Annotated in this window: 26 protein-coding genes; all 26 read right to left on the reverse strand. The window is 43.5% G+C overall.

What is annotated here, in order from left to right:
• Nucleotides 1–6 precede the first annotated feature (6 nt).
• On the reverse strand, nt 7–2,070 hold the full coding sequence (locus NCCP2222_RS07790) for a chemotaxis protein CheA (RefSeq protein ID WP_248511251.1): 2,064 nt from the start codon (nt 2,068–2,070) through the stop codon (nt 7–9).
• A gap of 14 nt (nt 2,071–2,084) precedes the next feature.
• Entirely contained in the window at nt 2,085–3,209 is a 1,125-nt protein-coding gene (locus NCCP2222_RS07795) for a protein-glutamate methylesterase/protein-glutamine glutaminase (RefSeq protein WP_248511253.1), read from the reverse strand.
• Nucleotides 3,210–3,211: 2 nt separating this feature from the next.
• Nucleotides 3,212–4,078, reverse strand: a complete 867-nt coding sequence (locus tag NCCP2222_RS07800) for a MinD/ParA family protein (protein WP_248511255.1) — start codon at nt 4,076–4,078, stop codon at nt 3,212–3,214.
• Nucleotides 4,071–5,186, reverse strand: a complete 1,116-nt coding sequence (flhF, locus tag NCCP2222_RS07805; RefSeq protein ID WP_248511257.1) for a flagellar biosynthesis GTPase FlhF — start codon at nt 5,184–5,186, stop codon at nt 4,071–4,073. The genes NCCP2222_RS07800 and flhF overlap by 8 nt, the downstream gene beginning before the upstream one ends.
• Nucleotides 5,186–7,216 carry a flagellar biosynthesis protein FlhA gene (gene flhA, locus NCCP2222_RS07810; RefSeq protein ID WP_248511259.1) on the reverse strand — a complete coding sequence of 677 codons (2,031 nt, stop codon included), beginning with the start codon at nt 7,214–7,216 and terminating at the stop codon, nt 5,186–5,188. Before flhA ends, flhF begins: the two co-directional genes overlap by 1 nt.
• A 26-nt stretch (nt 7,217–7,242) precedes the next feature.
• Nucleotides 7,243–8,334, reverse strand: a complete 1,092-nt coding sequence (gene flhB, locus NCCP2222_RS07815; protein WP_248511261.1) for a flagellar biosynthesis protein FlhB — start codon at nt 8,332–8,334, stop codon at nt 7,243–7,245.
• Nucleotides 8,327–9,103, reverse strand: coding sequence for a flagellar biosynthetic protein FliR (fliR, locus tag NCCP2222_RS07820; protein ID WP_248511263.1), 777 nt, complete (start codon nt 9,101–9,103; stop codon nt 8,327–8,329). Before fliR ends, flhB begins: the two co-directional genes overlap by 8 nt.
• Nucleotides 9,104–9,107: 4 nt before the next feature.
• On the reverse strand, nt 9,108–9,377 hold the full coding sequence (gene fliQ, locus NCCP2222_RS07825) for a flagellar biosynthesis protein FliQ (RefSeq protein ID WP_248511265.1): 270 nt from the start codon (nt 9,375–9,377) through the stop codon (nt 9,108–9,110).
• 41 nt (nt 9,378–9,418) lie between these two features.
• A complete protein-coding gene (gene fliP / locus NCCP2222_RS07830; RefSeq protein WP_248511267.1) occupies nt 9,419–10,084 on the reverse strand; it encodes a flagellar type III secretion system pore protein FliP in 666 nt (221 codons plus the stop codon).
• A complete protein-coding gene (locus NCCP2222_RS07835; protein WP_248511269.1) occupies nt 10,077–10,769 on the reverse strand; it encodes a flagellar biosynthetic protein FliO in 693 nt (230 codons plus the stop codon). The genes fliP and NCCP2222_RS07835 overlap by 8 nt, the downstream gene beginning before the upstream one ends.
• A gap of 4 nt (nt 10,770–10,773) precedes the next feature.
• On the reverse strand, nt 10,774–11,136 hold the full coding sequence (locus NCCP2222_RS07840) for a response regulator (protein ID WP_248511271.1): 363 nt from the start codon (nt 11,134–11,136) through the stop codon (nt 10,774–10,776).
• Nucleotides 11,137–11,156: 20 nt separating this feature from the next.
• The gene (gene fliY, locus NCCP2222_RS07845; protein ID WP_248511813.1) at nt 11,157–12,362 is read right to left on the reverse strand and encodes a flagellar motor switch phosphatase FliY; all 1,206 of its coding nucleotides are present in this window, start codon (nt 12,360–12,362) and stop codon (nt 11,157–11,159) included.
• On the reverse strand, nt 12,355–13,353 hold the full coding sequence (gene fliM, locus NCCP2222_RS07850) for a flagellar motor switch protein FliM (protein WP_248511273.1): 999 nt from the start codon (nt 13,351–13,353) through the stop codon (nt 12,355–12,357). Before fliM ends, fliY begins: the two co-directional genes overlap by 8 nt.
• 45 nt (nt 13,354–13,398) lie before the next feature.
• Nucleotides 13,399–13,827, reverse strand: coding sequence for a flagellar basal body-associated protein FliL (fliL, locus tag NCCP2222_RS07855; RefSeq protein ID WP_248511275.1), 429 nt, complete (start codon nt 13,825–13,827; stop codon nt 13,399–13,401).
• On the reverse strand, nt 13,817–14,038 hold the full coding sequence (locus NCCP2222_RS07860) for a flagellar FlbD family protein (protein WP_184207140.1): 222 nt from the start codon (nt 14,036–14,038) through the stop codon (nt 13,817–13,819). Before NCCP2222_RS07860 ends, fliL begins: the two co-directional genes overlap by 11 nt.
• A gap of 308 nt (nt 14,039–14,346) precedes the next feature.
• Nucleotides 14,347–15,273, reverse strand: a complete 927-nt coding sequence (gene flgG / locus NCCP2222_RS07865) for a flagellar basal body rod protein FlgG (protein ID WP_248511277.1) — start codon at nt 15,271–15,273, stop codon at nt 14,347–14,349.
• An 84-nt stretch (nt 15,274–15,357) separates the two neighbouring features.
• Nucleotides 15,358–15,738: a TIGR02530 family flagellar biosynthesis protein gene (locus tag NCCP2222_RS07870; protein WP_248511279.1), complete on the reverse strand. Its 381-nt coding sequence runs from the start codon at nt 15,736–15,738 to the stop codon at nt 15,358–15,360.
• Nucleotides 15,739–15,753: 15 nt separating this feature from the next.
• Entirely contained in the window at nt 15,754–16,398 is a 645-nt protein-coding gene (gene flgD, locus NCCP2222_RS07875) for a flagellar hook assembly protein FlgD (RefSeq protein WP_248511280.1), read from the reverse strand.
• A 2-nt stretch (nt 16,399–16,400) separates the two neighbouring features.
• Complete coding sequence (locus NCCP2222_RS07880; protein WP_248511282.1) at nt 16,401–17,687, reverse strand: flagellar hook-length control protein FliK; 1,287 nt, start codon at nt 17,685–17,687, stop codon at nt 16,401–16,403.
• A gap of 40 nt (nt 17,688–17,727) precedes the next feature.
• Complete coding sequence (locus NCCP2222_RS07885) at nt 17,728–18,333, reverse strand: MotE family protein (protein WP_248511283.1); 606 nt, start codon at nt 18,331–18,333, stop codon at nt 17,728–17,730.
• A 1-nt stretch (nt 18,334) separates the two neighbouring features.
• Nucleotides 18,335–18,787 carry a flagellar export protein FliJ gene (gene fliJ, locus NCCP2222_RS07890; protein ID WP_248511285.1) on the reverse strand — a complete coding sequence of 151 codons (453 nt, stop codon included), beginning with the start codon at nt 18,785–18,787 and terminating at the stop codon, nt 18,335–18,337.
• Nucleotides 18,787–20,115, reverse strand: coding sequence for a flagellar protein export ATPase FliI (gene fliI / locus NCCP2222_RS07895; RefSeq protein ID WP_248511287.1), 1,329 nt, complete (start codon nt 20,113–20,115; stop codon nt 18,787–18,789). The genes fliJ and fliI overlap by 1 nt, the downstream gene beginning before the upstream one ends.
• Before the next feature lies 1 nt (nt 20,116).
• Nucleotides 20,117–20,896, reverse strand: a complete 780-nt coding sequence (gene fliH, locus NCCP2222_RS07900) for a flagellar assembly protein FliH (RefSeq protein ID WP_248511289.1) — start codon at nt 20,894–20,896, stop codon at nt 20,117–20,119.
• On the reverse strand, nt 20,880–21,893 hold the full coding sequence (fliG, locus tag NCCP2222_RS07905) for a flagellar motor switch protein FliG (protein ID WP_238084082.1): 1,014 nt from the start codon (nt 21,891–21,893) through the stop codon (nt 20,880–20,882). Before fliG ends, fliH begins: the two co-directional genes overlap by 17 nt.
• A 14-nt stretch (nt 21,894–21,907) precedes the next feature.
• Nucleotides 21,908–23,500: a flagellar basal-body MS-ring/collar protein FliF gene (gene fliF, locus NCCP2222_RS07910; protein ID WP_248511291.1), complete on the reverse strand. Its 1,593-nt coding sequence runs from the start codon at nt 23,498–23,500 to the stop codon at nt 21,908–21,910.
• Nucleotides 23,501–23,556: 56 nt separating this feature from the next.
• Nucleotides 23,557–23,859 (reverse strand): flagellar hook-basal body complex protein FliE, encoded by a 303-nt coding sequence (gene fliE / locus NCCP2222_RS07915; protein WP_282570680.1) that lies wholly within the window; start codon nt 23,857–23,859, stop codon nt 23,557–23,559.
• Nucleotides 23,860–23,881 lie beyond the last annotated feature (22 nt).

Raw genomic sequence — 23,881 nt, forward strand, 5'->3', positions numbered from 1 at the left:
CCCTTCCTATTTTATTAATGCATTGCAATCTACAATCAGGGCGACTTGACCATTACCGAGAATAGTCGCTCCTGAAATCGCAAAGACACTTTGCAAGTAGTTGCCCAGGGATTTTAGAACAATTTCCTGTTGGCCAATAAAGGAGTCTACGACCAGTCCAGCCAACTTCTCTCCTTTTCGGACAATAACGACAGACTGGAAGCCATCTGAACGAACGTCTCCGTCTTCCATTTCGAAAATATCCTTCAGGTTGACCAACGGGACAATATTGCCGCGGAAGTCAATGACTTTTTGATTATGCGCATTCATAATATCTGATGTTTGGATGATTGCTGTTTCGATGATCGATGATAACGGAATTGCATAAATATCTTTGTCCAACTCTACCAACATGACCGAAATAATCGACAACGTCAATGGCAGCTGCACTTGGAAAAGGGAACCTTGTCCCTCTTTGGAATCGATGGTAATATAGCCGCCAAGAGATTCGATTGTGCTCTTTACCACATCGAGACCGACGCCTCTCCCTGAAACATCAGTAATCTTTTCAGCAGTGGAAAAACCGGAAGCCAAAATTAATTCAGCCACTTGTTTATCCGTCATTGTTGCTGCGGATTCTTCGGTAATAATGCCTCTCTCCAATGCTTTGGCAAGGACACGCTCACGATTAACGCCAGCGCCGTCATCTTCCAGTTCGATAAAAACATGGTTTCCCGAATGGTAGGCACGCAGCGTGACAGTTCCCTCTTCAGGTTTGCCTTTTGCAATGCGCTCTGCAGGACTTTCAACTCCATGATCCAAAGCATTGCGGATAAGATGGACGAGCGGATCGCCGATTTCGTCAATTACAGTTCGATCCAGCTCCGTTTCCGCACCGATAATTTCCAACTTAATCTTTTTGTCCAAGTCCCTTGCCAATTGTCTTACCATTTTAGGGAATCGATTAAATACCGTTTCCACTGGAATCATCCGCATATTCAAAATGATATTTTGGAGATCTCCGGACACCCGCGTCATTCTTTCCACTGTTTCATTTAAATCCGGATTATGCAGTTCAGTTGCAATGGATTGCAGACGCCCACGGTCAATTACCAATTCCTCGAATAGGTTCATTAATACATCGAGACGATCGATATTCACACGGATTGTTTTATTGGAATGGCTTGCAGCTGTGCTTCTTTTGCTTTGTTGTTTAGCTGTTTCTTCTTTCGCCGGCTTTTGCTTCGTTTCTGCCTCTTCAACGATAAGCTTGGAAGCATTCTCTTCTTTGGCGCGCTTTTCTTCTTTTAAAGACTCTACATAAATCGGCAGAACTTGAACATGTTCTACCTCAGATACTTTCATCACTTTAGCGGAAATGGAGCCGACATCTTCTTTTGTCAATAAAACAACAGTGAATTTCTCATCAAAATCTTCATTCTCCAATTGTTCCACATTCGGAATGGACTTGATTACTTCACCGGACTTCTCCAATATTTCAAAGACCATAAATACACGGGCCGCTTTGAGAAGGCAGTCTTCCCGCAATTCTACAGTTACTTCATACGCTGTAAACCCTTGTTCTGCTGATTGCCCGATAACAGTTAATTCGAATTCATCATAGTCCATTGCAGGAGCAGCCGGAATATCCGTTGCTTCCTCTAAGACAGCGGCTGCAGTTTCAGCAGCTGAAGATGCTTCAGCAACATGTTCTCCCGCTTCGATGCGATTGAGTATGGAGACGAGCTCAGATACATCCTTCTTGCCTGTACCGCCAGCTTCTATATCTAGAACCATTTCTTCTAGATAATCAACTGCTTTAAACACAACATCCAAGATTTCGGTCGTCACTTCAATTTTGGAATTCCGAATTGCATCCAATACGTTCTCCATTTTATGTGTCAAATCGGCTATGTCTTCGTATCCCATTGTTGCAGACATGCCTTTCAAAGTATGAGCAGATCGGAAAACTTCGTTTACAATCGCTAAATCTTGAGGATTGTTTTCGAGTTCCAGCAAATGTTCGTTGCATGATTGAAGATGCTCTTTACTTTCGTCCAGAAACATTTCCAAATATTGATTCGTTTCCATCACTAAATGCCCCCTTATTGTTTTAGGCTTTGCACGATTGTCGATGCAATGTTTTGTAAATCAACGACTTGATCGGCAAGTCCTGATTCAATGATCGCTTTTGGCATCCCATAAATGACAGAAGTTTTCTCTGACTCGGCTATGCAAAAGGCATTCCTTCTTTTTTTCAATATTTGCATGCCTGCTTTTCCATCATGGCCCATGCCTGTCATAACGACTGCGACAAATCGGGCATCCTGGATTGCGGCGGCTGATTCGAACAAAACATCCACAGATGGACGATGTCCCATTCTCGGCAATTCCTCAGAATCAAGACGGACACAAAAAGCGGTACCAATTTTAACGATTTTCAAATGTTTACCACCGGGTGCAATATAAGCCGTCCCACCTGAAAGCAACTCTCCGTCTATAGCCTCTTTAACGTGAATGCCGCTCAGACCATCCAATCGATCTGCTAAAGACTTCGTAAATCCGGGCGGCATATGCTGCACTACTAGAATAGGCACACCGATATCGGATGGGAGTTTTGTCAGAACTTCTTGTAGTGCTCTAGGCCCACCAGTCGATGTACCTATTATAACAAAAGTATTAGTTGATTTGGTAAACTTTTTCTGCGTCACTGCAGAATTTAACTCGACTTCTTTAGGAACAAATTTCTCTTGTGCAAGCGAGTTTAACGTTTCCGGCAATACTTGCTGGCTACCGCCTGCTTTTGCAGTAAGCGTGGCAATTTTGACCTTTGAAGCGGCAACAACTTTCTCGACAATTTCTCTTTCTACATCCTTTAAATTCAGTGAAATGGGTCCACCGGGCTTGGCGACAAAGTCGACAGCACCATATTCCATCGCTGTCATTGTGTTGGTTGCCCCTATTTCCGTCGTACTGGAAAGCATGACAATTGGCACTGGATTAGTTTCCATAATCAGTTTCAGAGCTTCTAAGCCATTCAAAACGGGCATTTCGATGTCCATAGATACAACATCAGGTTTCATTAATTGAACTTTTTCCAATGCATCTTTGCCATTTCGCGCAGTCGCAATCACTTCCAGATCAGGATGGGAAGAAAGCATTTCCGAAATCAGTTTCCTCATAAAAGCGGAATCATCTACTACGAGCACTTTTTTACGCACGTCTCGCATTTTTAATCACGCCCTCTCGAAAAAAGACTTTTTAACCTGCCTAGGAAGCTTTGCTCCCTTGAAGTCTCTTGTTCCCTCGATATCCCTGCGAATGCGGTCGCGATGGTTTTCATCTTTCTGGAGACTGGTGCATCCGGAAAATAAAGAAGAAATGGCTTCTGAGCAACAACAGAGGTATGAACAGCCGGGTCCTCTGGCAGAAAGCCTAATATAGTCGTTTCTTTATTTAAAAACTTCTTCATGGCAAACTGTAGTCTTCTCGCAGCTTCCAACCCTTCTTCCTGTTTAGCCACCCGATTGCTGACTAAGTGGAAGCGTTTCTCAGGATCCTTTAAATAGATGAATTTCATCATGGAATAGGCATCCGTGATGGATGTTGGTTCTGTTGTCGAAATAACGATGACCTCATCAACAGCAATAATTAGATCGATTGAACTTTGGGTAGCTCCAGCCCCCATATCAAAAAGAATGAAGTCGTATTCTTGCTGCAATTGATCAAAAGCTTCCAACAACCGGTTAAACATTTCTGCAGACCAGTCCAGGACACTATCTAGACCAGAACCGCCCGAGATAAAAGCAAGCCCTTCTGTATCCATTGTGATGACCTCTTGAAGGGTTTTCTGGCCGCTTACATAGTCTTTCAAGCTATAGGCAGGCGAAGAGCCTAGCAATATATGAATATTGCCCATTCCAATATCCATATCGACTATGATTACTTTTTTCCCGGAATTTTGAAGGGCATAAGCAAAGTTAGTCGAGAAATTTGATTTGCCTACACCACCCTTGCCACTGACTACCGCAATGGATCTGGCTAAACCGCCCTGGGCTCTCAACATTTTAAGGCGCAATGCTTCAGCTTGATCACGCATGGGAAACACCTTTCATCAGCAGGGAAATGAGAGAATCCAAGTTTGCTTCTACAAGATCCTCGGGCACTTCCTGACCGTCCGTATAGTACGCAACGCCCATCTGATATTCTTTCATTAAGTTGAAAATCGGTCCGATGGAGCCTGTTTCATCTACTTTGGTAAAGATGAAACGCTGGATCGGCAATGATTTAAATTGATCAATGATTGCTCTCATGTCTTCCTCTTTGGAGGTAACCGAAAGGACTAGATACAATTCCATTTCCAACGAGAAATCGACGAGTGACTGGAGGTCACGGACAAATTTCTCTTCCTTATAATTGCGGCCTGCTGTATCAATGAATAATAAATCGCGGTCAGCCAGTTTTTCAATTGACGTTTGAAAATCACTTGCATTATAAGCAACTTCGACTGGTGCTTGTAATAGATTTGCATACGTCCGCAATTGTTCGATCGCAGCAATTCGATATGTATCCGTCGTGATGAAGCCTATTTTCTTTTTTCGTTCCAATAAAGCGCGAGCCGCAATCTTCGCAATGGTTGTTGTTTTGCCAACACCTGTCGGCCCTAAAACATTCACATATTTCTTTGTAAAATCCGTACCGCCGAATGACAGATTTCCAAACTCCTCATGAAGAATCGCCTTTGCAGCTTCGACCTGCTCAGTACGAGTAAAATCTCTTTTCTCTGCTTTCATCTTCGAGAAGATTTCATTTCCAATGCGATCAATTAAACCACGGTCTAAGCCTTGATTTTCTAAATGGACTAACAATGGTTTAAGGTCATCCGGATACTGATCCATGTTACCCGATTGCTGCATTTGCTTCAGCAGCCGTTTCATTTCTTTCATTTCTCTTGATAAATCGAGATCGGGTTTAGATGCCATCTCGGTAACTTGTTGCGGAACAATCGACACTGCTGGCTGAACCGGTTTTGCAGCAGGCTCGTCAAAGCCTGCTACTACTTCGACCGATTTCTTTTGAAACAGTCCTAAGAAGCCTTTTGATTTCACTACAGTCGAACTCAGAATGACCGCATCTTCCCCAAAGTCCGTCCTGACTTTTTTCATCGCTTCGACCATTGTATTGGCAGTATACTTTTTCATTTTCATTAAATATCCACCACCCCAACACTTTGTACTTCTATTGAAGCCTCCAGCTCATTGTAGGATAGGACTGGAATTTGCGGAAAGTATCTCTCCGTTATTTGCCTTAAATACATACGGATTGCCGGGGAACACAAGATGATCGGCGATTGATCCAGCAGAGCAACCCTCTCCACTTCTCGAGCAATCGATTCCAATATATTTTGGGAAATGGATGGATCGATAGAAAGATAGTTCCCTTGTTCCGTTTGTTGGATATGATCTGCTATCAGTTTCTCTACTTTTCCTGAAACCGTCAGCACTTTCAATGATTGGCCGGCTGTCGAATATTGATTTGTGATTTGTCTTGCTAATGACTGCCGTACATACTCTGTCAAGAGATCCACGTCTGATGTATACTTCGAATAATCGGCTAATGTTTCAAAAATAATCGGTAAATTACGGATTGAAACATGTTCATTTAATAACTTAGCCAGTACTTTTTGAATTTCTCCGATGGATAACGGAGTAGGTGTGAGTTCATCCACAAGAATCGGATACGTTTCACGAACATGGTCAACAAGCTGCTTGGTTTCTTGCCGTCCGATCAGATCTGCCGCATTTGCACGGATTACTTCCGTCAAATGAGTGGATACCACACTTGGTGGATCGACAACTGTATACCCCATAATTTCTGCGTCTTCTTTAACAGATTCAGTGATCCATTTTGCAGGAAGTCCGAAAGACGGTTCAATCGTATCAATGCCTTCAATGGAGTCATCTCCACCAGGGCTCATCGCTAAGTAATGATCCAACAGCAATTCTCCCCGTGCCATCTCATTTCCCTTAATTTTAATTCGATATTCGTTTGGCTGCAGTTGGATATTATCACGAATTCGAACAACCGGGATAACTAGCCCAAGTTCCAGTGCCAGCTGTCTGCGGATCATAACAACTCGGTCCAGAAGATCCCCACCTTGCTGGGCATCCACAAGAGGAATAAGTCCGTATCCAAATTCAAATTCAATCGGATCCACATTCAGCAAGTTCACGACATTTTCAGGACTCTTCATCCCTTCCGTCTCAACTTCTTCCTCCATCTCGAACAATTCTTCCGGATCTTCCTGTGGCTTGCGGGTCATGAAGTAGGCACCCGCTGCCAATGCCGCGGCAATTGGAATCGTTACGACATCATTAATCGGCGTCGCCAATCCGAGTAATCCGATGGTAGCCGCAGCGACATAGAGTAATTTCGGCTGTCCTAAAAGCTGCTTTGTAATATCCATACCAAGATTGCCTTCAGATGCAGCCCGGGTAACAACGATACCGGTAGCAGTTGAAATTAGAAGCGCCGGAATCTGCGATACGATACCATCACCAACGGTCAGGCGAGAAAATTGTGTAGCCGCTTCTGCAAATGGCAATCCCATTTGAGCGACGCCGATAATCATTCCGACAAGCAAGTTGATCATAACAATGATGATCCCGGCAATCGCATCCCCTTTTACGAATTTCGTGGCACCGTCCATGGCTCCGTAGAAATCTGCCTCGTTGCTGACCTTTTCGCGCCGCATGCGTGCCTCGGTTTCAGAGATCATGCCCGCGTTCAAGTCTGCATCGATACTCATCTGCTTCCCAGGCATTGCGTCGAGTGTGAAGCGGGCAGCTACTTCAGAAACCCGTTCAGATCCTTTCGTAATAACGATAAACTGGATGATGATTAATATGACAAAGACGACGAGCCCGACTACAATATTGCCGCCTGTTACGAATGTTCCAAACGTATCTACAACCCCGCCTGCATCCCCTTCGGACAAAATGGCGCGGGTAGTTGATACATTCAGGCCAAGACGGAAGAGGGTCAGCAATAATAAGAGCGAGGGAAAAATCGAAAACTGCAATGCTTCTTGCATATTCATCGCAGTCAATAGTACAAGCAAGGCCAATGTGATATTGATAATGATCAAAAAACTTAGAAGCCAAGGCGGCAACGGGATGACGAGCATCGCAACAATCATAATGACCGCCGCTAACACTCCAATATCTCTGAACTGCATGTCATACCCACTTTCTCAAAATGATTTCATATTTTGCGTTGTATCCGATACACATAGGCCAATATCTCAGCGACCGTCTTAAAAAACTGCTCCGGAATGCGGTCCCCTATCTCCGTCTCATCATAAAGAGCCCGTGCCAATGGCCTATTCTCCACCATGACAATATCATGCTCTTTGGCAATTAATTTGATCTTTTGGGCAACGAAATCGACGCCTTTTGCCACGATGACCGGCGCGTCCATATCCTTGTCATCATATTTAAGAGCAATCGCGTAATGGGTCGGGTTTGTAATGACGACGTCCGCCTTCGGAACTTCCTGCATCATACGCCTCATTGCCATTTCACGCTGGCGCTGTTTGATGCGCGACTTGATGATAGGATCGCCTTCGGTATTTTTATATTCATCCTTGATGTCTTGTTTAGACATGCGAAGGTTCTTTTCGTAGTCATATTTTTGATAGAAGTAGTCCAAAACCGATATAAATAATAAAACAAATGATGCGACGATCCCCATGAGAGCGACTAGCTGCCCAACTGTCACGAGTGTGTCGTGGGGCGTCTTAAATGCAAGCCCAAGGACTTTATCAATATTCATCATGACAATGAAGGTGGTGACAGAGCCGATAAACGTTATTTTTAATAACGACTTCAGTAATTCAACTAATGCTCGAACGGAAAATATCCTTTTTAGACCCTTAATGGGATCAATTTTTTTAAGATCGAACTTTAACGGTTCCCCTGTAAAAAGCAAACCGAATTGGACCAAATTGCCTGCAACTCCTGCAATCACGGCAATTAACATGACAGGCAGGAGAATGTAAGCCATTTGCTTGACCATTTGTAAGTAGATGAGCATGACGCCCTCGTGATCCAATTGATCAATAGATAAATATTCATTGAAGGTGTGTTCAAAGAAAACGAAAAAATGGTCTCTCATAAAGCCAGCTGCAAAAAATAAAAAGAGAAAGACAAACAACAAGACTATGGCACTTGTCACATCTTGGCTTTTTAAGACTTGTCCCTTTTTCCGAGAGTCTTGACGCTTTTTCGGCGTGGCCTTTTCTGTTTTTTCACCGGCAAAAAATTGCAAATCAAGCCGCAGCAACAAATCAGCCACCTCCTAAAATGATCATCAACCCACGCATCGAGGACATCATCACTTCAAACAACTTCTGCATGACAGCAATCATGACGCCTGCCATAGTTGCAAGAACTAGAAAACTAACCCCGATCTTAATTGGAAAACCGACCACGAAAATATTTAATTGAGGAACTGTCCGTGCTGTAATCCCAAGTGCCAGATCCACTAAAAATAAAGTGGCCACTATCGGGATGGACATTTGAAAAGCGATGGCAAATGTCATAGCAAACGTTTTGACAACAAATTCGATTAATCGTTCATCCCCAAAAGCCGGCACCAGATGATCTACCGAAATGAATTGATAACTATAAAAAATGCCATCCAGCAGCATATGATGACCATTCAGCGTCAGCAGCAACAGTAGCGCTAACACGTTGAAAAACTGGCCGAGCAACGGCGACTGAGCACCAGTTTGCGGATCAATAACGTTGGCGATCGCAAACCCCATTTGAAAGTCGATAAACCCTCCAGCAATCTGGATGGCAGAGATGACAATATAGGCGATCATCCCGATAAATAATCCGACCATCGCTTCTTTCATGACGAGGAGAAAATAAGCCCCATCTATTTCAATCGGCGGAACATCCATCGTAAAGACAATCATCCATGCGAGCAGCGCTGCAAAAATAATGCGGTGCGTAGCGGGGATCGCACGGTAGGAAAATAACGGAACGGTTAATATGAATGCTGATACTCTCGTCAAAATTAGCAGATACAACGGGATGGATGGTAAAAACTGTTCCATTCAATCACCCGATAAACCGAGTCAGATTATCAAATATATCAGAAGCGAACGATGTAACGCGGGATAACATCCAAGGGCCGAAAAAGATGATGGCAACAAGGACTGCTATGATTTTGGGGACAAACGCCAAGGTCTGTTCCTGTATTTGTGTCGTTGCCTGGAAAATACTGACGAGCAACCCCGTCACCAGCGCAACTATTAATAATGGGCCTGAAGTCAATAGAATGACCCAAACCGACCGTTCGGCGATGGAAATGACCATTTCTCCCGACATACGGACCCTCCTGACTACTCCTGTTTTATCTGTTCATTTTGCTAAAAACTTTGCAACAAGGATTTTATGATCAAATACCAACCATCAACTAATATGAAAAGCAATATTTTAAATGGAAGAGAAATCATGACAGGCGGCAACATCATCATCCCCATGGACATCAGTATACTTGCCACAATCATGTCAATCACAAGAAAAGGGATAAAGATCATGAAACCCATTTGAAATGCTGTTTTCAGTTCACTGAGCGCGAACGCAGGAACGAGCATAGTGAGCGGGATATCCTCCATCTTTTCCGGTCGCTCTGCTTCATTATATCGGAGGAAAAGCTCCAGATCCTTTTGCCTTGTATGCTTGCTCATGAACTCTTTAAAAGGCAGGCTCGCTTTTTCATAAGCTTCGTCCAATGTGATTTCCTCATTGAACAAAGGAGTCAAAGCGGTTTCATTCACCTGCTGAAAAGTCGGTGCCATGATGAAAAAGGTTAAAAACATAGCTAGTCCGACTAGCACCTGATTCGGAGGCATCTGCTGCGTAGCCAATGCAGTTCTAACGAACGACAGCACGATAATGATCCTTGTAAATGAAGTCATGAGAATAAGAATAGCCGGCGCTAAAGTTAAAACTGTGAGCAAAAGCAGCATTTTGATGGATGTCGAAACATTTTCCGGATTACTATCCGAAAAGAATTGCACAAACTCATTCATCTTTTCTGCTCTCCTTTTCCTCCAACCGCTTAATATGCTGCTTTCTTTCTGCTTTCATTTGCTCAATCCGCTCAGAAAAAAGCTTTCCAAACTGACTTGTGCCCGCGCCCTCTTTTGGGATTGTAGGCGCCTCCTTTTTAAAAGCTTTTGTGAGGAGACGGTCCAATAATCCACCAGCCGGTACATCATCACTTTCCTCAAAATATTGTTGAAGACGAGTGATTTCGTCTGGATCTGTTACCTCCTTGAGCAACTCAACATTTTCGCCAACACCTACGATATAGAAGGCGTCGCCAATGCTGACAAGTTGAATAGATTTCTGTTGGCCCAATGCCAAGCCGCCTAAGTTTTTCATTAATTTGTTTGATTGATAGGATCTATTTTTGCGGTTAATGAACTTTAACAAGGCGAATAACAGGCAGATTACGAAAACAAAGGCGACTAGTGTCCTGCCAAAATCTTGCCAAGACGCACCGACAGCTGCCCCGTCATCCGGACGGTCAGCAGCTGGCATCTCATTTTCGATATCAGGTTTTTCGTCTTGTCCAGTATTTTTACCATAGTAATCCGAAACAAATTTGCTTGAATCGGACGCCGCTAAGACAGTGGTTGATTCGTCAAGAATGTAGACTATGGCAACTAGCAAGAGCGCTGATAACAAACGGAAAATGATTGATTTCTTCATTCGTTTATCCTAGGGCTTTTTGAATTGCTTCGACTACCCGGTCTGCCTGGAATGGCTTAACGATAAAGTCTTTGGCACCTGCTTGGATTGCATCGATTACCATTGCCTGCTGGCCCATCGCTGAGCACATGATGATGGTAGCAGAAGAATCCTTTGCTTTAATTTCTTTAAGCGCAGCGATTCCATCCATTTCCGGCATTGTAATATCCATTGTGACAAGATCCGGTTTCAGTTCAAAATACTTTTCAACCGCTTGTGCGCCATCAGCTGCTTCGCCGACAACTTCAAAATTGTTTTTTGTAAGAATATCTTTAATCATCATGCGCATAAAAGCTGCGTCGTCTACTATTAATATACGTTTACTCATGTTAGGGAGCCTCCTAGATTCTATCGTAAATTATTCAATCGTTCAGTTTGACTTAAAATATCTGTGATCCGCACGCCAAAGTTTTCATCAATGACAACGACTTCACCTCTGGCGACATGCCGATTGTTAACAAGAATATCAACCGGTTCTCCAGCCAGTTTATCCAGCTCGATAATGGAACCGCTGGACAATTCCAGAATCTCCTTGACGGAGCGCTTCGTACGGCCAAGTTCAACCGTCACATTTAGCGGAATATCAAGCAACATATTCAAATTGTTCGATTCCGCTTGGCTAAGAGAAGGTGTTTCGAAATTCGCGAATTGAGCCTGTTGAACATGAACTTGCGGCTGCGGACTTTGCTGCCGTGGCGGCAATTGCGTTGCGGGCTGTCCGAAGCTCGGTAAGCTTTGCTGTTCCTGCTGGTATGAATATGGGTCGTGAGCAGTCTCATACGCCGGTTGCTGCTGACCATACGGCTGTTCATTCACCGGTCTCGCTGGCGCTTCCACCGCTGCCGCCGCTTCATCGCCTGAACTGTCGCCCAACAAGGAACCTACTAATTTCTTACCAAAATCTAACGGGAATAATTGCATAATATTCGAGTCGATTAAGGTGCCGACTTTTAATTCGAATGAAACTTTAATAAGTGGATTTTCATCTGGGATATGTTGCATCCCCTCATCCGCTTGAACATCCATCAGATCGATCGACGGAGGAGAAATATCGACTTTTTTATTAAAGACTGTCGACATCGAAGTCGCGGCTGATCCCATCATTTGATTCATCGCTTCTTGAACCGCACTTAAATGTATCTCATTCAGCTCTTCTTGTGGACTGAGACCATCACCACCTAGCATCAAATCAGCAATAATAGCCGCATCACTCTGTTTAATGACAAGTAGATTGATTCCATTCAAGCCTTCTGTATATTCCACTTGGATTGCAACATAAGGATGAATAAATTCGGATTCCAAGATGGAACGGTCGATGACGGAAATAGAAGGCGTTGTAATCTCTACCTTCTGTCCTAACAAGGAGGAAAGTGCGGTAGCAGAGCTGCCAAATGAGATATTTCCGATTTCGCCTAACGCATCTTGTTCAATTGCACTTAAATGATCTTCGGTACGAATGTCTGCTGGTGAATCCTTTGTCGTATCAGCAGACGGCAAGGGCTCCCCTCTGAGCAGAGCTTCAATTTCTTCCTGGGAAAGAATATTATCACTCATCATCTTCATCCCCTCCATTCCATGTATCTATTATTTGGACGGCCATACGATTCCTCAGATGCCCTGGTTGTCCAATGAACTTCGGCAAATCGCCAACTTTTATTGTTAGTGGATCATCAATTTTGCTATTCAGCGAAATGACATCCCCCTGTTGCAAATAAAGGAAATCTTCTACAGATATTGTTCCTTGGCCGAGCTCGGTAATGACAGGCAATGTCGCCTGCTTCAACCGCTTTTCCAGACGCTGGCTCTGTTCTGGTGATGGTTCTTTCTTATTGGTTTGCATCCAATAACGAACCGATAAATTTGGTACAATCGGTTCCAAGACAACATGCGGAATACAAATATTAATCATTCCACTCGATTCACCAATTTGAATATTGAACGAGATGACCACGACTGTCTCATTCGGCGAAATCATTTGGAGAAATTGTGGATTGACTTCCATTTCAGTCAAATACGGATCAATTTCAATAATGCCTGACCAGGCTTCCCGTAGATTGTCAAATGAACGTTCAAATAGATTCGTCAAAATCTTCGTTTCTATTTCGGTCATATTATCCACTTTGCCTGGTCCTTCACCCATGCCTCCCATCAATCGATCCAGCATGGAATAGGCAACATTCGGATTTACCTCCATAAGGATATTCCCTTCCAAAGGAGGAACTTCAAAAATATTGATCAGCGTCATGTTCGGAATTGAACGGATGAACTCCTCGAAAGGGATCTGATCGACAGAGGCGACATTAATTTGAATATACGTCCGCAGCTGTGCAGAAAAATAAGTCGTCAACAACCGGGCGAAATTCTCGTGAATTCTCGTTAAACTGCGGATTTGATCCTTCGAGAACCGAAGAGCACGCTTGAAGTCATAAACTTTCACCTTACGGGTCTCTTCATCTTTTTTCATGTCTTCCGCCGACATTTCTCCTGTTGACAACGCGGACAACAGAGCATCAATCTCACTTTGGGATAAAATATCTCCCGACATAAGGCCACCTCCCCCGGTACTTACTTCAACAAACCCACTCTACATTTACTGGATGATATAAGAAACGATATATACTTTTTCAATTTCCCCCGATTGCATGAGCGGGTTCAATTGCGACTTGATCGCGTCCTCAAAAGCCTGTTTCCCGGCTTTACCTTCCAGATCTTTCGGAGTCATTTCAGAGAGTTCCTGAATGACGATGTTGTTCACTTGAAAATCCCGTTTCGCCAATTCTTCTGCAGCCTTTTTATTATCCGTTTGAATTTTTAATGAAATGCGGATAAACTGGCTGCCGGATAAATTCGTCGTAATTTCTGGTACATCAACAGACGCTTCAATAATCTCATCAATTGATGGTTCTTCTGGTCCGTTTGCACCTTTATTGAGCTGCAAAGCGAGAATGAGGCCGACAATCCCAACAAGTGTAATTACAACTAGAATGATCAAGGTGATCGTAAGAGCTTTATTCTTCATCTTCTTCCCCCCGGATGTGCGGATTCGATAAGAGCTGAACCGACTGATAAAATGCGATGATACGGCGATTAACTTCGTCTATCGGATCAAGGACGACATATTTGGAGCCTGTCGTCAACGTGATCGTCGTATCGGGGAACGATTCGACTTTTTCTATGTACAATGCATTCAACGTAAACGTCGTGCCGTTCAATCGTGTAACTTGAATCATATGTAAGGGGCCGGGCGCAGAGCCGGCCCGACCCTCCTTTTATACCTATTATAAGTGTTAGTTGATTAGTAGTATATAAAAAAATAAATAATTTCTATAAGAAGTTTTTTGAAAAAATTAGTAATTAGACTGTAACAGCCAAGCTGCATAGGTTCCCGCAATCAATCACTCTGCTGCTTGATTTCAGCACAAGGCGGTTGCTTTCGTAAGTGAATAACGTGCTTCTATTTTAAAAAGGATTCACACTGCTTTAAAAGCCGCCGCCCTGGCTCCAATCAAATGATGCTATTTTAGTAGATTAACTAGGATTATCGTTTCAAGTTAACAAGTTCCTGCAAAATTTCATCTGAAGTAGTAATAATACGTGTATTTGCCTGGAACCCACGCTGTGCAACGATCATTTCCGTAAATTCTTCGGATAAGTCAACGTTGGACATTTCTAGGAAACCGGATTCGATTTTACCCATTCCCTGTTCTGTAGCAACAGAATAAAATGGAGTTCCGGAGTTCGATGTTTCTCTAAAATAATTCGCCCCCGATTTTTCCAGACCCCCTGGATTCGGAAACTTTACCATTACTAGTTGCCCTGCATAACGTAATGTACCCTCCGAATCCACAAATGTTACGGTTCCATTTTGACCAACGGACATACTTTGAGCATTAGTAGGAATTCGAATTGGCTTTTCCGCAGCTCCACCACTAAATGTAGGTTTTGTCCCAGTCGCAGTTGTTGTTGCTACAGGAGCACTATCAGCTTTTGTAAAAGCTGTGTCAGCTGCAGTAGCTGCAGCAGGATCGGCAAAACCATAGATATATTTACCGTCAGAGTTCACCAAGAATCCATCATTATCCATATAAAAATTCCCAGCTCTCGTGTATTGCGGATTGCTAAATGCTGTTGGAGGCGTAGCATTGCCGTCTGCCACTACAAAGAAGCCATCACCTGCAACAGCTAGGTCAAGAGTATTACCTGTAAACTGTGTAGAACCTCCGGAATGGATTGTATCAATTGCTGCAATTTGGGATCCTAATCCAACTTGTTTCGGGTTAACCCCACCTGTTGTGGCAGTTGAACCGGAAGCCCCAGCAACAGTCTGAGAAATTAAGTCTTTAAATATTGTCCGGCCTTTTTTAAACCCATACGTATTGACATTCGCAATATTATTACCAATTACATCTAACTTAGTTTGAAAATTTTTGAGCCCTGAAATCCCTGAGTACATTGAACGTAACATCTTTATTTTCCCCTCTCGGATTGTAAGTTGTAGCTGCCTCTGTCGGTCGGCAGTACGATGGCATCCTCTACTTGAGGTCCTGCCTTAGTTCAGCACAATCGTGCCGTCAATATTTGTGAATAGTTGATTTTTCGCTTCCATGCGATCCATCGCCGTGATGACTGTTGCATTCTTCGCGCTGACAATTAGTGCGGCTTTATCCATGAGAACAAGTGAGTCCTTAATTCCCTTTTGCCTGGCTTCGTTCACTTTTTCAGTGACATGCGCCCATTCGGCATCCGTAATTTGAATGTTCCGATCACGCAATCTTTCGCTGGCATGTTTGCTGATTTTCAATGGCTGTGTTTGAATGGCGTCATTGAGCTGTTCCAAGAATGACTGCTTCGGACTTGTTGCCGGCTGCAGCGGCTTTCCTTGGCGGATAAACGGCTGAGATGGAACGCGATGGATGTTCAATTGATCCATACGATCGCCCCTTTTCTATTGGCTGATGGAAACGAAGCTATTTCCGTTAATGCGGCTTCCATCGGCTAAAATGTATTCCAGTTTTCCTTCTTTATTCGAGACAGAAGTGACAACGCCTGTCTTTTCTACTTCTCCATCCATATAACCAACTGTCTTGCCAATCAGCAGGCTCGCTTCCACCAAACTATTACTGCCTGTTCCTCCAGACATGATTTCAGAAATGTTGCCAGGTGTCAGCTCCTTGCCATCCGCCATTGTGAACACAACTGATCCATCTACATATTTCAAGGATTTGATAACGCCTGTTCCTTCATTTACAATCAGCTTTCCATCTTCGTCCTTTTTATCCGTTAGCTCGTGCCAACGCACATTTTTACCAACAAATTCGTTATATTGGATAAGCTGTGACTGATTTTGCGCCTCCGCGAATTTCTGAAATGAGTTTGCTAAGTTCATCGACTGTTCCAAAGAAGAAAACTGAGCCATTTGAGCAATGAATTCGTTATCTTTCATTGGATTGGTCGGGTCCTGATTTTGCAACTGTGCGATTAGGATTTTCATAAACGCATCTTTATCCATCGTTCCAGGTCCGGTTTTTCTTTGATCTCGTTGTTTGTTAATTAAAAACATCGATTCCGTTATAGGTTTCTGTTCTACCACTGTTACACCTCCAATTCGATTAAGTATTCCTCAAATGAAGTTTCTGCTTCAGTTGTTTGCTCGTTGTTGCTTTCGTCACCTTGCTGTTCACGCTTGTACTGTTCATTGAAAGCTTGTTCTCGTTCTTTTGTCGGTTCCTGAACCGACTGCGTAATATCGATACGATCCACTTGAACGTTCTGTTGGTTGAATGCCTGTCTCAATTGATGCATCTGGCTATCAAGCATTTCTTTTGCAAGTGCTGTAGAAGCAAGTATTCTCGCAGAAATGATCCCATTTGTTTCATGCAATTCAATTCGAATTTGCCCCAAATGTTCTGGATACAACTTAATCAGCATTCTGTTCGAACCGCCGGCTTGACCAAAATTGGCTCTCTTGAACAGCAATTGCATTTCCTTCATCAGTGTCTCACTTCGATTCTCCTGCGTTTGCCCAGACTGCACAGTCACCATTTCGCTCTTAGTGACGGTTTGATGAACAGCCTGATGTGCAGATTGAATTGGCTGCTCTGATTTGCTTTGAGAATTCGACTGATCCTTCGGCTGTTCACTTGGATTTGAATCTGTCATGATACGGATTGGTTGTGTTTTTTGCATCAGATGCATGAAATCAACCTTATTACTTGATCCTTTTTCCAGAGTCTCCGAAATCCGTGTGCCCGATTGTGACAAGCTAAATTGCACGCTGGCTAATTTTTGCTCTTGTGATAGAATCATATCTGTTTTCGGAGCAACAATCTCAAACGCTTTTAACAAAGTCAAAACCTGAATTGAGGATGCCGCCTTTATGTTCTTTGATGTTTGAGACAGTGAGTCGGACAAGTTTGTGAAAAAATGGGGAGCGACTTCGTCTACGAATCCGATTAGCGTCCATAATGGTGTTTCACCATCCAATTGTTCCAACTTATCCTTTGAAAGACCTGATTCTTGTAATAATGTCTTCAAACTTCCCATTAGGTTGTCTATATCAAGTGATAGCGAATCTGCAAACTCCTTGATCGTCTTAAAAACGACTGGTCCATTTTCCGGTAATGTTAATTCAGTTCCATCGATCGCTTCCAAAGCCTCTTCAAGTGAAGGTAGATCCAATGCGTTAAATATCGCTTGAATGGCATCGATTTGATTACCAGCTTCTGTTTGTTGGTTCGCTGAATTATTGATTGTAAGAGATGATGCACTTGCAAAAACAGACCCAAACGATTGGCTGCCCTGGCCGGCATTTGTTCCAGGAGATGATGTCATCTGTTGAGATGTAGCACCCAATAGATTCTGCAATGCGCCGATATTCAATTCTTTTTCACCTCCCTTCAAGTTCCCACTATTAATATCGTCATTTCGTCAGAAGGCTTGTATACTTTGCGGCATCTTCCGGTGACATTTTTTCTAAAATTGACGCCAATGTGTCCGGTTTTAATTTTGACAGAATTTGAATTGCCTCTGCATCACTCATTTTTGTCAATACCGGGGCAGCAGACTTGGGTGACATGCTCTCAAACGTCGTTATGATTTCTTTCATGTCTTTTTGGGAATCGTTTTTTGCCGACTTCAGCATTTCGATTTCCGCAAGCAATTCTTGTTGTTTTGCCAGCAAGTTGACTTTGTCTTTATTCGCATTTTCCAAATCGCTCTGGATTTTTGTCAATTCCGCTTCTTTATTTTGTATTTCGGCTTGGAGGGAAACGACCCGTTCACCTAAGACAAGATCCGTCTGAGTCTCCTCTTTATCCTCGTCTTTCTGTAAAAAAGGAATTGATTTTGTCCATTCGCCTGCTTTATCGAACACATTGACATCAGCCACTTTGGCGATGATTAGAAGAACAGCAGACGCGAAAAGGAGGGGGATTAAGACCCAAAGCAGCAATACTTGAAATATGCCGATTGACTTCTTTTCCGTTGTGGAAAACTCCCCTGTCTTTTGTTTCGTTTGTTTGACCACATTACCACCCATTTTCTTTTCTAGTGAATTGCTGAGTGGAAAGTTCATCTAATCGATTCGCTTCGGATTGTTGCATCTCAAATTGATATCGATTGAGATCTTTTTCCTTCATCTTCTCGTATTTCTTCACTTCAATCGTCTTTTCAAGCAGCTTGTTCTCGTACCAGATCATTTTGGAACGGGCTTTCATGACGAGCGGCTGCAAGGTATCAATCCGCTTTTCCAAACTATCGATGAAGCGTGCATAATGATGGATATCTGTTATGAAAAAGCCTGTCGCCATTTTTTCCTGCTGCTCTTTCAAAATATCCTCTTTTTTCTTCAGCAAGTCGTAAAGCTCCGTAGCCACTGTTTCAAATTCCTCAATAGCCAGCTTATATTCACTTTCGGTTTCGTTTTTTTCTTGCTCACGATATGCGAGCACTTTTTCAAATCGATAATGATAAGGTTTCATCACATACCGCCTCCCATAGCAAGTGAAACCAATTCATCAATACTGTCTTCCATTTGCACATTTTCGTTATAGCTTTGCTTCAAGAACTTCGTGATGAGCGGCTCGTATTCTATCGCATCATCAATTTCTTTCGATGTTCCCCGCTTATAGGCGCCGATATTGATAAGGTCTTCGGACTTATCGTACGTATAATATAGTTCCCGTAACTTTTCAGCTGCCTTGACGTGTTCCGGGCTGGCAATATGATTCATTAACCGACTAACGCTTTTAAGCACATTAATGGCTGGATATTGTCCTTTATTGGCCAGTGTCCGATCTAAAACGATATGGCCATCAAGGATCCCACGCACCGCATCTGCAATCGGTTCATTCATATCATCACCGTCGACAAGAACTGTATAAAATGCCGTGATGGCCCCTTTATCATTCGTTCCGGACCGCTCAAGCAACTTTGGCAGAATCGAAAAAACAGAGGGCGTATAGCCTCGGGTTGCAGGCGGTTCTCCAACAGCCAATCCGATTTCCCTTTGTGCCATAGCAACACGGGTAACCGAATCCATCATGAGCATGACATTCATCCCTTTGTCACGGAAGTATTCTGCAATGGCTGTTGCAGTAAATGCTCCTTTGATACGCATCAATGCAGGTTGGTCGGAGGTAGCAGCCACAACAATTGTTCTTTTTAATCCTTCTGGGCCTAAATCCCGTTCAATGAACTCCCGAACTTCTCGTCCCCGTTCACCAATCAATCCGATGACATTCAGATCAGCTGTTGTATTTCGCGCGATCATGCCAAGTAATGTACTTTTCCCAACGCCTGAACCCGCAAAGATCCCGACACGTTGCCCATTACCTACTGTTAGCATCGAATCTATCGCTTTCACACCTACCGCCAGTTTTTCATCTATCGGTTTCCGGCTCAAAACATTGGGCGGTTCCTGTTCTGTTCTTACAGTCGCCAAGCCTTTTGGCAATGGACTCTGATCGATTGGTCTCCCTAAGGAATCCAGCACTTTACCGATCAAATTCATGCCGACTTTTACTTCCAGTGGTTTGCCGGTGCACTCGACCAAGCAGCCGCTTGAAATATCATGGATGTTTGAATAAGGCATCAGGATTACAATTTCTTCACGGAAGCCGACAACCTCCGCCATCATGACTGACTCACCGCTACCTTTATGATTCAAATGGATAAGACAGACATCACCGATGGAACTCTCCGGGCCTTGTGATTCAATCATTAGTCCGACGACACGTGCTACCCTGCCGTATTTCCTCAACGTGTTCAGCTTTGGAATGATTTCGGCTAACTCTCCCGCTTTTTTCAAGTCATTCTCCGCCTTCCAAGATTTCCACGAGTTTTTCTTTTAATTCATTCAACTGTTCATCGACAGAAACGACAATCCGTCCGTGATTCGTTTCAATCGCACATTCAGTGGAATCAAAATCCTCATTGGCAAAAATCAGAAAAGGTACATCTGGTGGGAAGATCGCTGCAAGTTCTGAACGATTTTCAGAAAGCAATGGGTAGTACTCTGATGAAACATACAATTTAACTTCTTTCATTTCCCGCGCTTCCTTCAACCCTCTTTTGACGATTGATAAGAATACTTCCTCGTCTTCTTCCAGCTTTAAACCTAAAATTCGCTCAGCTGTTGTAATAGCGAGATCTAAGATGACCCGTTCTTGGCTCTCTAAATATCTTTCCGCATTTTCATGTGACATGCGGGTGACCTCATTGGCCTGATGAATTGCTTCATGCATCTCGGCTAACGCTTTGTTCCGGCCTTCTTCGAAACCTACCTGGAATCCTTCTTCGTAAGCTTGCTGTTGCAGGACATCCTTTTCTTGCTGCCACGCTTCCTGCATAGCAGCAATATCTGATGAAGCCATTTCAAGCATTTGTTCGATTGCTTTCTTTTCGAGTTCGATCGCTTGCCTTGCTTCGCTCAATAACAAATCCCGTTCTTTCAGCACTGCATCCATTGTCAGTTCCTCTTTCACGCCTTCCGTTACAGGCGGGCGCAGATTTCGGATTGCAATCTCTTTTACATTCGCCGCCTCGGAAATCGTGTGGATAGATCGAAAGATTTTAGACAATGACGTCATCCCCTCCGCCTCGAGCTATAATAATTTCACCGGAGTCTTCCAATCTACGGATGATCGAGACAATTCTGCTTTGCGCTTCTTCCACATCACGCAAACGAACCGGCCCCATGACATCCATTTCCTCCTGGAATGATTCCGCCATGCGCTGGGACATATTTTTGAAAAGAATCTCTTTTACTTCTTCACTGGATACTTTCATTGCTAAAATAAGATCCTCATTTTCACATTCACGGATGATGCGCTGAATGGAACGGTTATCCAACGTGACAATATCTTCGAATACGAACATTCTTTTCCGGATTTCTTCTGCCAGTTCCGGATCTTGTATTTCGAGCGCATCGAGGATTGTTTTTTCCGTTGCCCGGTCCACCCCGTTCAACACTTGAACAACCGCGTCGACTCCGCCCGTTTCTGTGAAGTCCTGCGTCACGGTAGAAGACAGCTTTCTTTCAAGTACCGCTTCAATTTCACTGATGACTTCCGGTGACGTCGAATCCATCGTAGCGATCCGCTTGGCAATATCCGCCTGAACCTCTTGTGGCAAGGAAGAAAGGATCATTCCGGCCTGCTCCGCCTCTAAATAAGACAAAATAAGCGCAATGGTTTGTGGATGTTCGTTTTGAATGAAATTCAATATTTGCCCTGGATCCGCACGTCTCGCAAAGTCGAAAGGACGAACTTGCAAGGATGAAGTCAAACGATTGATAATCGCTTGGGCGTGTTCTTTCCCTAACGCCTTTTCCAGTACGGTCTTCGCATAGCCAATACCACCCTGTGTAATGTAATCTTGCGCAAGTGCGATATTATGGAATTCCTCAATAATCTCTTCTTTTACAGAACTATCCACTTTTTTAACGCTGGAAATTTCGAGTGTCAACCGTTCAATTTCTTCCTCATTTAAATGCTTATACACAGCCGCAGACACTTCAGGTCCGAGCGAGATGAGGAGGAGTGCCGCTTTTTGTTTACCAGACATACCCTTTTCTTTCTTTACCACGATTCATCCCTCCATCAATCCTCGGCAATCCAAGTCCGCAATAATTTTGCAAACTCTTCCGGCTTGTCTTTTGCCATCTTTTCGAGCTGCTTTCTTCTTACTGTTGCTTCTGTTTCATGTTCGACATTAATGTCATCTACATTTAACGTTTCACGTTGTTCTTCCATGATTAGTTCTTCTTCCAGCTCGCGCTCTTTTCTTCGGTTGCGGAAGTAAGCAAAGACGAGAATGCCAATCACCACAAGGAGCGCAGCACCAATCGCATAGACCCACCAAGGGATGCCAACTGGCTCTTCGGAAGTAACATTCGCCTTCCCGTTAAATGTTTGAACAGACAATGCGATCTTGTCATTCCAATAAGCGTCATCCGCTTCAGAAGGAACCATTTCCTTGTCCATCGATGTCTGAATGATAGTTCGCAAAATGTCTTGAATGTCGTTTCTAACTTCTGCCGTCATAGTAGCAGGATCTTCTGGATTCGGCGGTTCCACCATTACTTGTAAACCGATGTCACGGATTTTATATGGACTTTCAATGATGTCCTTTCGAATCCGGTTCACTTCATTGTTAATGGTTTCTTCCATGCGCTCGTAATCGCCATTCGACATATTCCCCTCGGTAAAACCTGTACGGTTATCTGTCGGGTCTTCACCTTCAGGTGTTCCGCCAGCAACTGTACCATTTCCTGAGAAAGTCTCAGTTACCCGCTGAATACTAATGGCCAAACTGTCTCGCTCATCATCAATCGGTTCAACTCGGTTCTCTTCCCGGTTTTCTTGCTTAAAATCGATATCCGTCGTGACGGAGACGACTACTTTATCTTGTCCGACCATCGTACCAAGCATCATCTGCACTTTTCGCTGAAGCTCGCGTTCAATGGTCTTTTTAATAGCCATTTGGTCCGTAACGTTCGGACCACTCGCCATATTATTGGACTTCAAGTCGTAGTATTCGAAGTATTGATTCATAATGACTATGTCATCAGTTGATAAATTCGGTAAGCTTTTCGATACTAAATTATATAGTCCAGTAATCTGCTGTTCTGTAAATTGATAACCAGGTTCCGTTTTGAGCACGATGGATGCACTGGCATTTTGAACACTTTCATTCAAGAAAACGGATTGAGTAGGCAGCGTGATCATTACCTTGGCATCCTGAACGCCTTGGATTCCTTTTATCAAGTTGGCCAATTCCGTTTGCATGGCACTTAGTTTGATCATATTGAATTCATTGTCAGTTGTTCCAAACCCAGCATTTTGCGAGAAAAATGAGTAATCTATCGTGCCGGAATGAGGAAATCCTTCTGCAGCTAAGGAAACGAGCAAATCATCCACTCGCTCTTTTGGAACAAGGATCGAAGCACCGCCAGGCGCAATTTCGTTCGGAACCCCTTGGGCGTCCAATTCTTCTTTAATCCGGCCGATTTCTGCACGAGAAACATCTTTATAGAGCGTGACATACTCCGTTCTTGACAAGAAGTAGGTTAAAAACGCAGCCAGTGCGATCACTGCTACAGTAGAGCCGATATATACAGTTTTTTGAGTTTTTGTCCGACTGGACCAGAACTGACTGATGTCAGCTCGGATCTTCGCCAATCTTTCTTTCATTCTAATCCCCCGGTCAGCTTACATAATTAAGAAATCCGTACCTGCTTATCATTTCATCAGACTGGCATACGAATGATTTCTTGGTATGCTTCGACAACTTTATTTCGGATTTCCATTGTGGCATTCAAAGCGACAGAAGCCTTTTGTGCAGCAATCATCACATTATGCAAATCGACTTCCTGACCCATTGCCAGTTTTTGTGTCAGCCGATCTGACTCGATCTGTTGGTTATTGACATCCTGGATCGCATCTTTTAAAAATGCGCCAAAGCTTTTCTGTGCCTCATGGGGTGTTTGTTGAACAACCGGCTTCATCAAGTTTGCAATATTTCCGGAATTCAGGACTGATTGTACAGGCATTTTACTATCTCCTTATCTATTA

The sequence above is a fragment of the Sporosarcina sp. NCCP-2222 genome (assembly GCF_023168145.1).
Classification (GTDB): domain Bacteria; phylum Bacillota; class Bacilli; order Bacillales_A; family Planococcaceae; genus Sporosarcina.

Bases quoted from the DNA above. Each gene is read 5' to 3' on its own strand.
- NCCP2222_RS07790 (WP_248511251.1), bottom strand. From the start codon at position 2,070: ATGGAAACGAATCAATATTTGGAAATGTTTCTGGACGAAAGTAAAGAG.
- NCCP2222_RS07795 (WP_248511253.1), bottom strand. From the start codon at position 3,209: ATGCGAGACGTGCGTAAAAAAGTGCTCGTAGTAGATGATTCCGCTTTT.
- NCCP2222_RS07800 (WP_248511255.1), bottom strand. From the start codon at position 4,078: ATGCGTGATCAAGCTGAAGCATTGCGCCTTAAAATGTTGAGAGCCCAG.
- flhF (WP_248511257.1), bottom strand. From the start codon at position 5,186: ATGAAAATGAAAAAGTATACTGCCAATACAATGGTCGAAGCGATGAAA.
- flhA (WP_248511259.1), bottom strand. From the start codon at position 7,216: ATGCAGTTCAGAGATATTGGAGTGTTAGCGGCGGTCATTATGATTGTT.
- fliR (WP_248511263.1), bottom strand. From the start codon at position 9,103: ATGGAACAGTTTTTACCATCCATCCCGTTGTATCTGCTAATTTTGACG.
- fliQ (WP_248511265.1), bottom strand. From the start codon at position 9,377: ATGTCGGGAGAAATGGTCATTTCCATCGCCGAACGGTCGGTTTGGGTC.
- fliP (WP_248511267.1), bottom strand. From the start codon at position 10,084: ATGAATGAGTTTGTGCAATTCTTTTCGGATAGTAATCCGGAAAATGTT.
- NCCP2222_RS07835 (WP_248511269.1), bottom strand. From the start codon at position 10,769: ATGAAGAAATCAATCATTTTCCGTTTGTTATCAGCGCTCTTGCTAGTT.
- NCCP2222_RS07840 (WP_248511271.1), bottom strand. From the start codon at position 11,136: ATGAGTAAACGTATATTAATAGTAGACGACGCAGCTTTTATGCGCATG.
- fliY (WP_248511813.1), bottom strand. From the start codon at position 12,362: ATGAGTGATAATATTCTTTCCCAGGAAGAAATTGAAGCTCTGCTCAGA.
- fliM (WP_248511273.1), bottom strand. From the start codon at position 13,353: ATGTCGGGAGATATTTTATCCCAAAGTGAGATTGATGCTCTGTTGTCC.
- fliL (WP_248511275.1), bottom strand. From the start codon at position 13,827: ATGAAGAATAAAGCTCTTACGATCACCTTGATCATTCTAGTTGTAATT.
- NCCP2222_RS07860 (WP_184207140.1), bottom strand. From the start codon at position 14,038: ATGATTCAAGTTACACGATTGAACGGCACGACGTTTACGTTGAATGCA.
- flgG (WP_248511277.1), bottom strand. From the start codon at position 15,273: ATGTTACGTTCAATGTACTCAGGGATTTCAGGGCTCAAAAATTTTCAA.
- NCCP2222_RS07870 (WP_248511279.1), bottom strand. From the start codon at position 15,738: ATGGATCAATTGAACATCCATCGCGTTCCATCTCAGCCGTTTATCCGC.
- fliJ (WP_248511285.1), bottom strand. From the start codon at position 18,787: ATGAAACCTTATCATTATCGATTTGAAAAAGTGCTCGCATATCGTGAG.
- fliH (WP_248511289.1), bottom strand. From the start codon at position 20,896: ATGACGTCATTGTCTAAAATCTTTCGATCTATCCACACGATTTCCGAG.
- fliF (WP_248511291.1), bottom strand. From the start codon at position 23,500: ATGAAAGAAAGATTGGCGAAGATCCGAGCTGACATCAGTCAGTTCTGG.
- fliE (WP_282570680.1), bottom strand. From the start codon at position 23,859: ATGCCTGTACAATCAGTCCTGAATTCCGGAAATATTGCAAACTTGATG.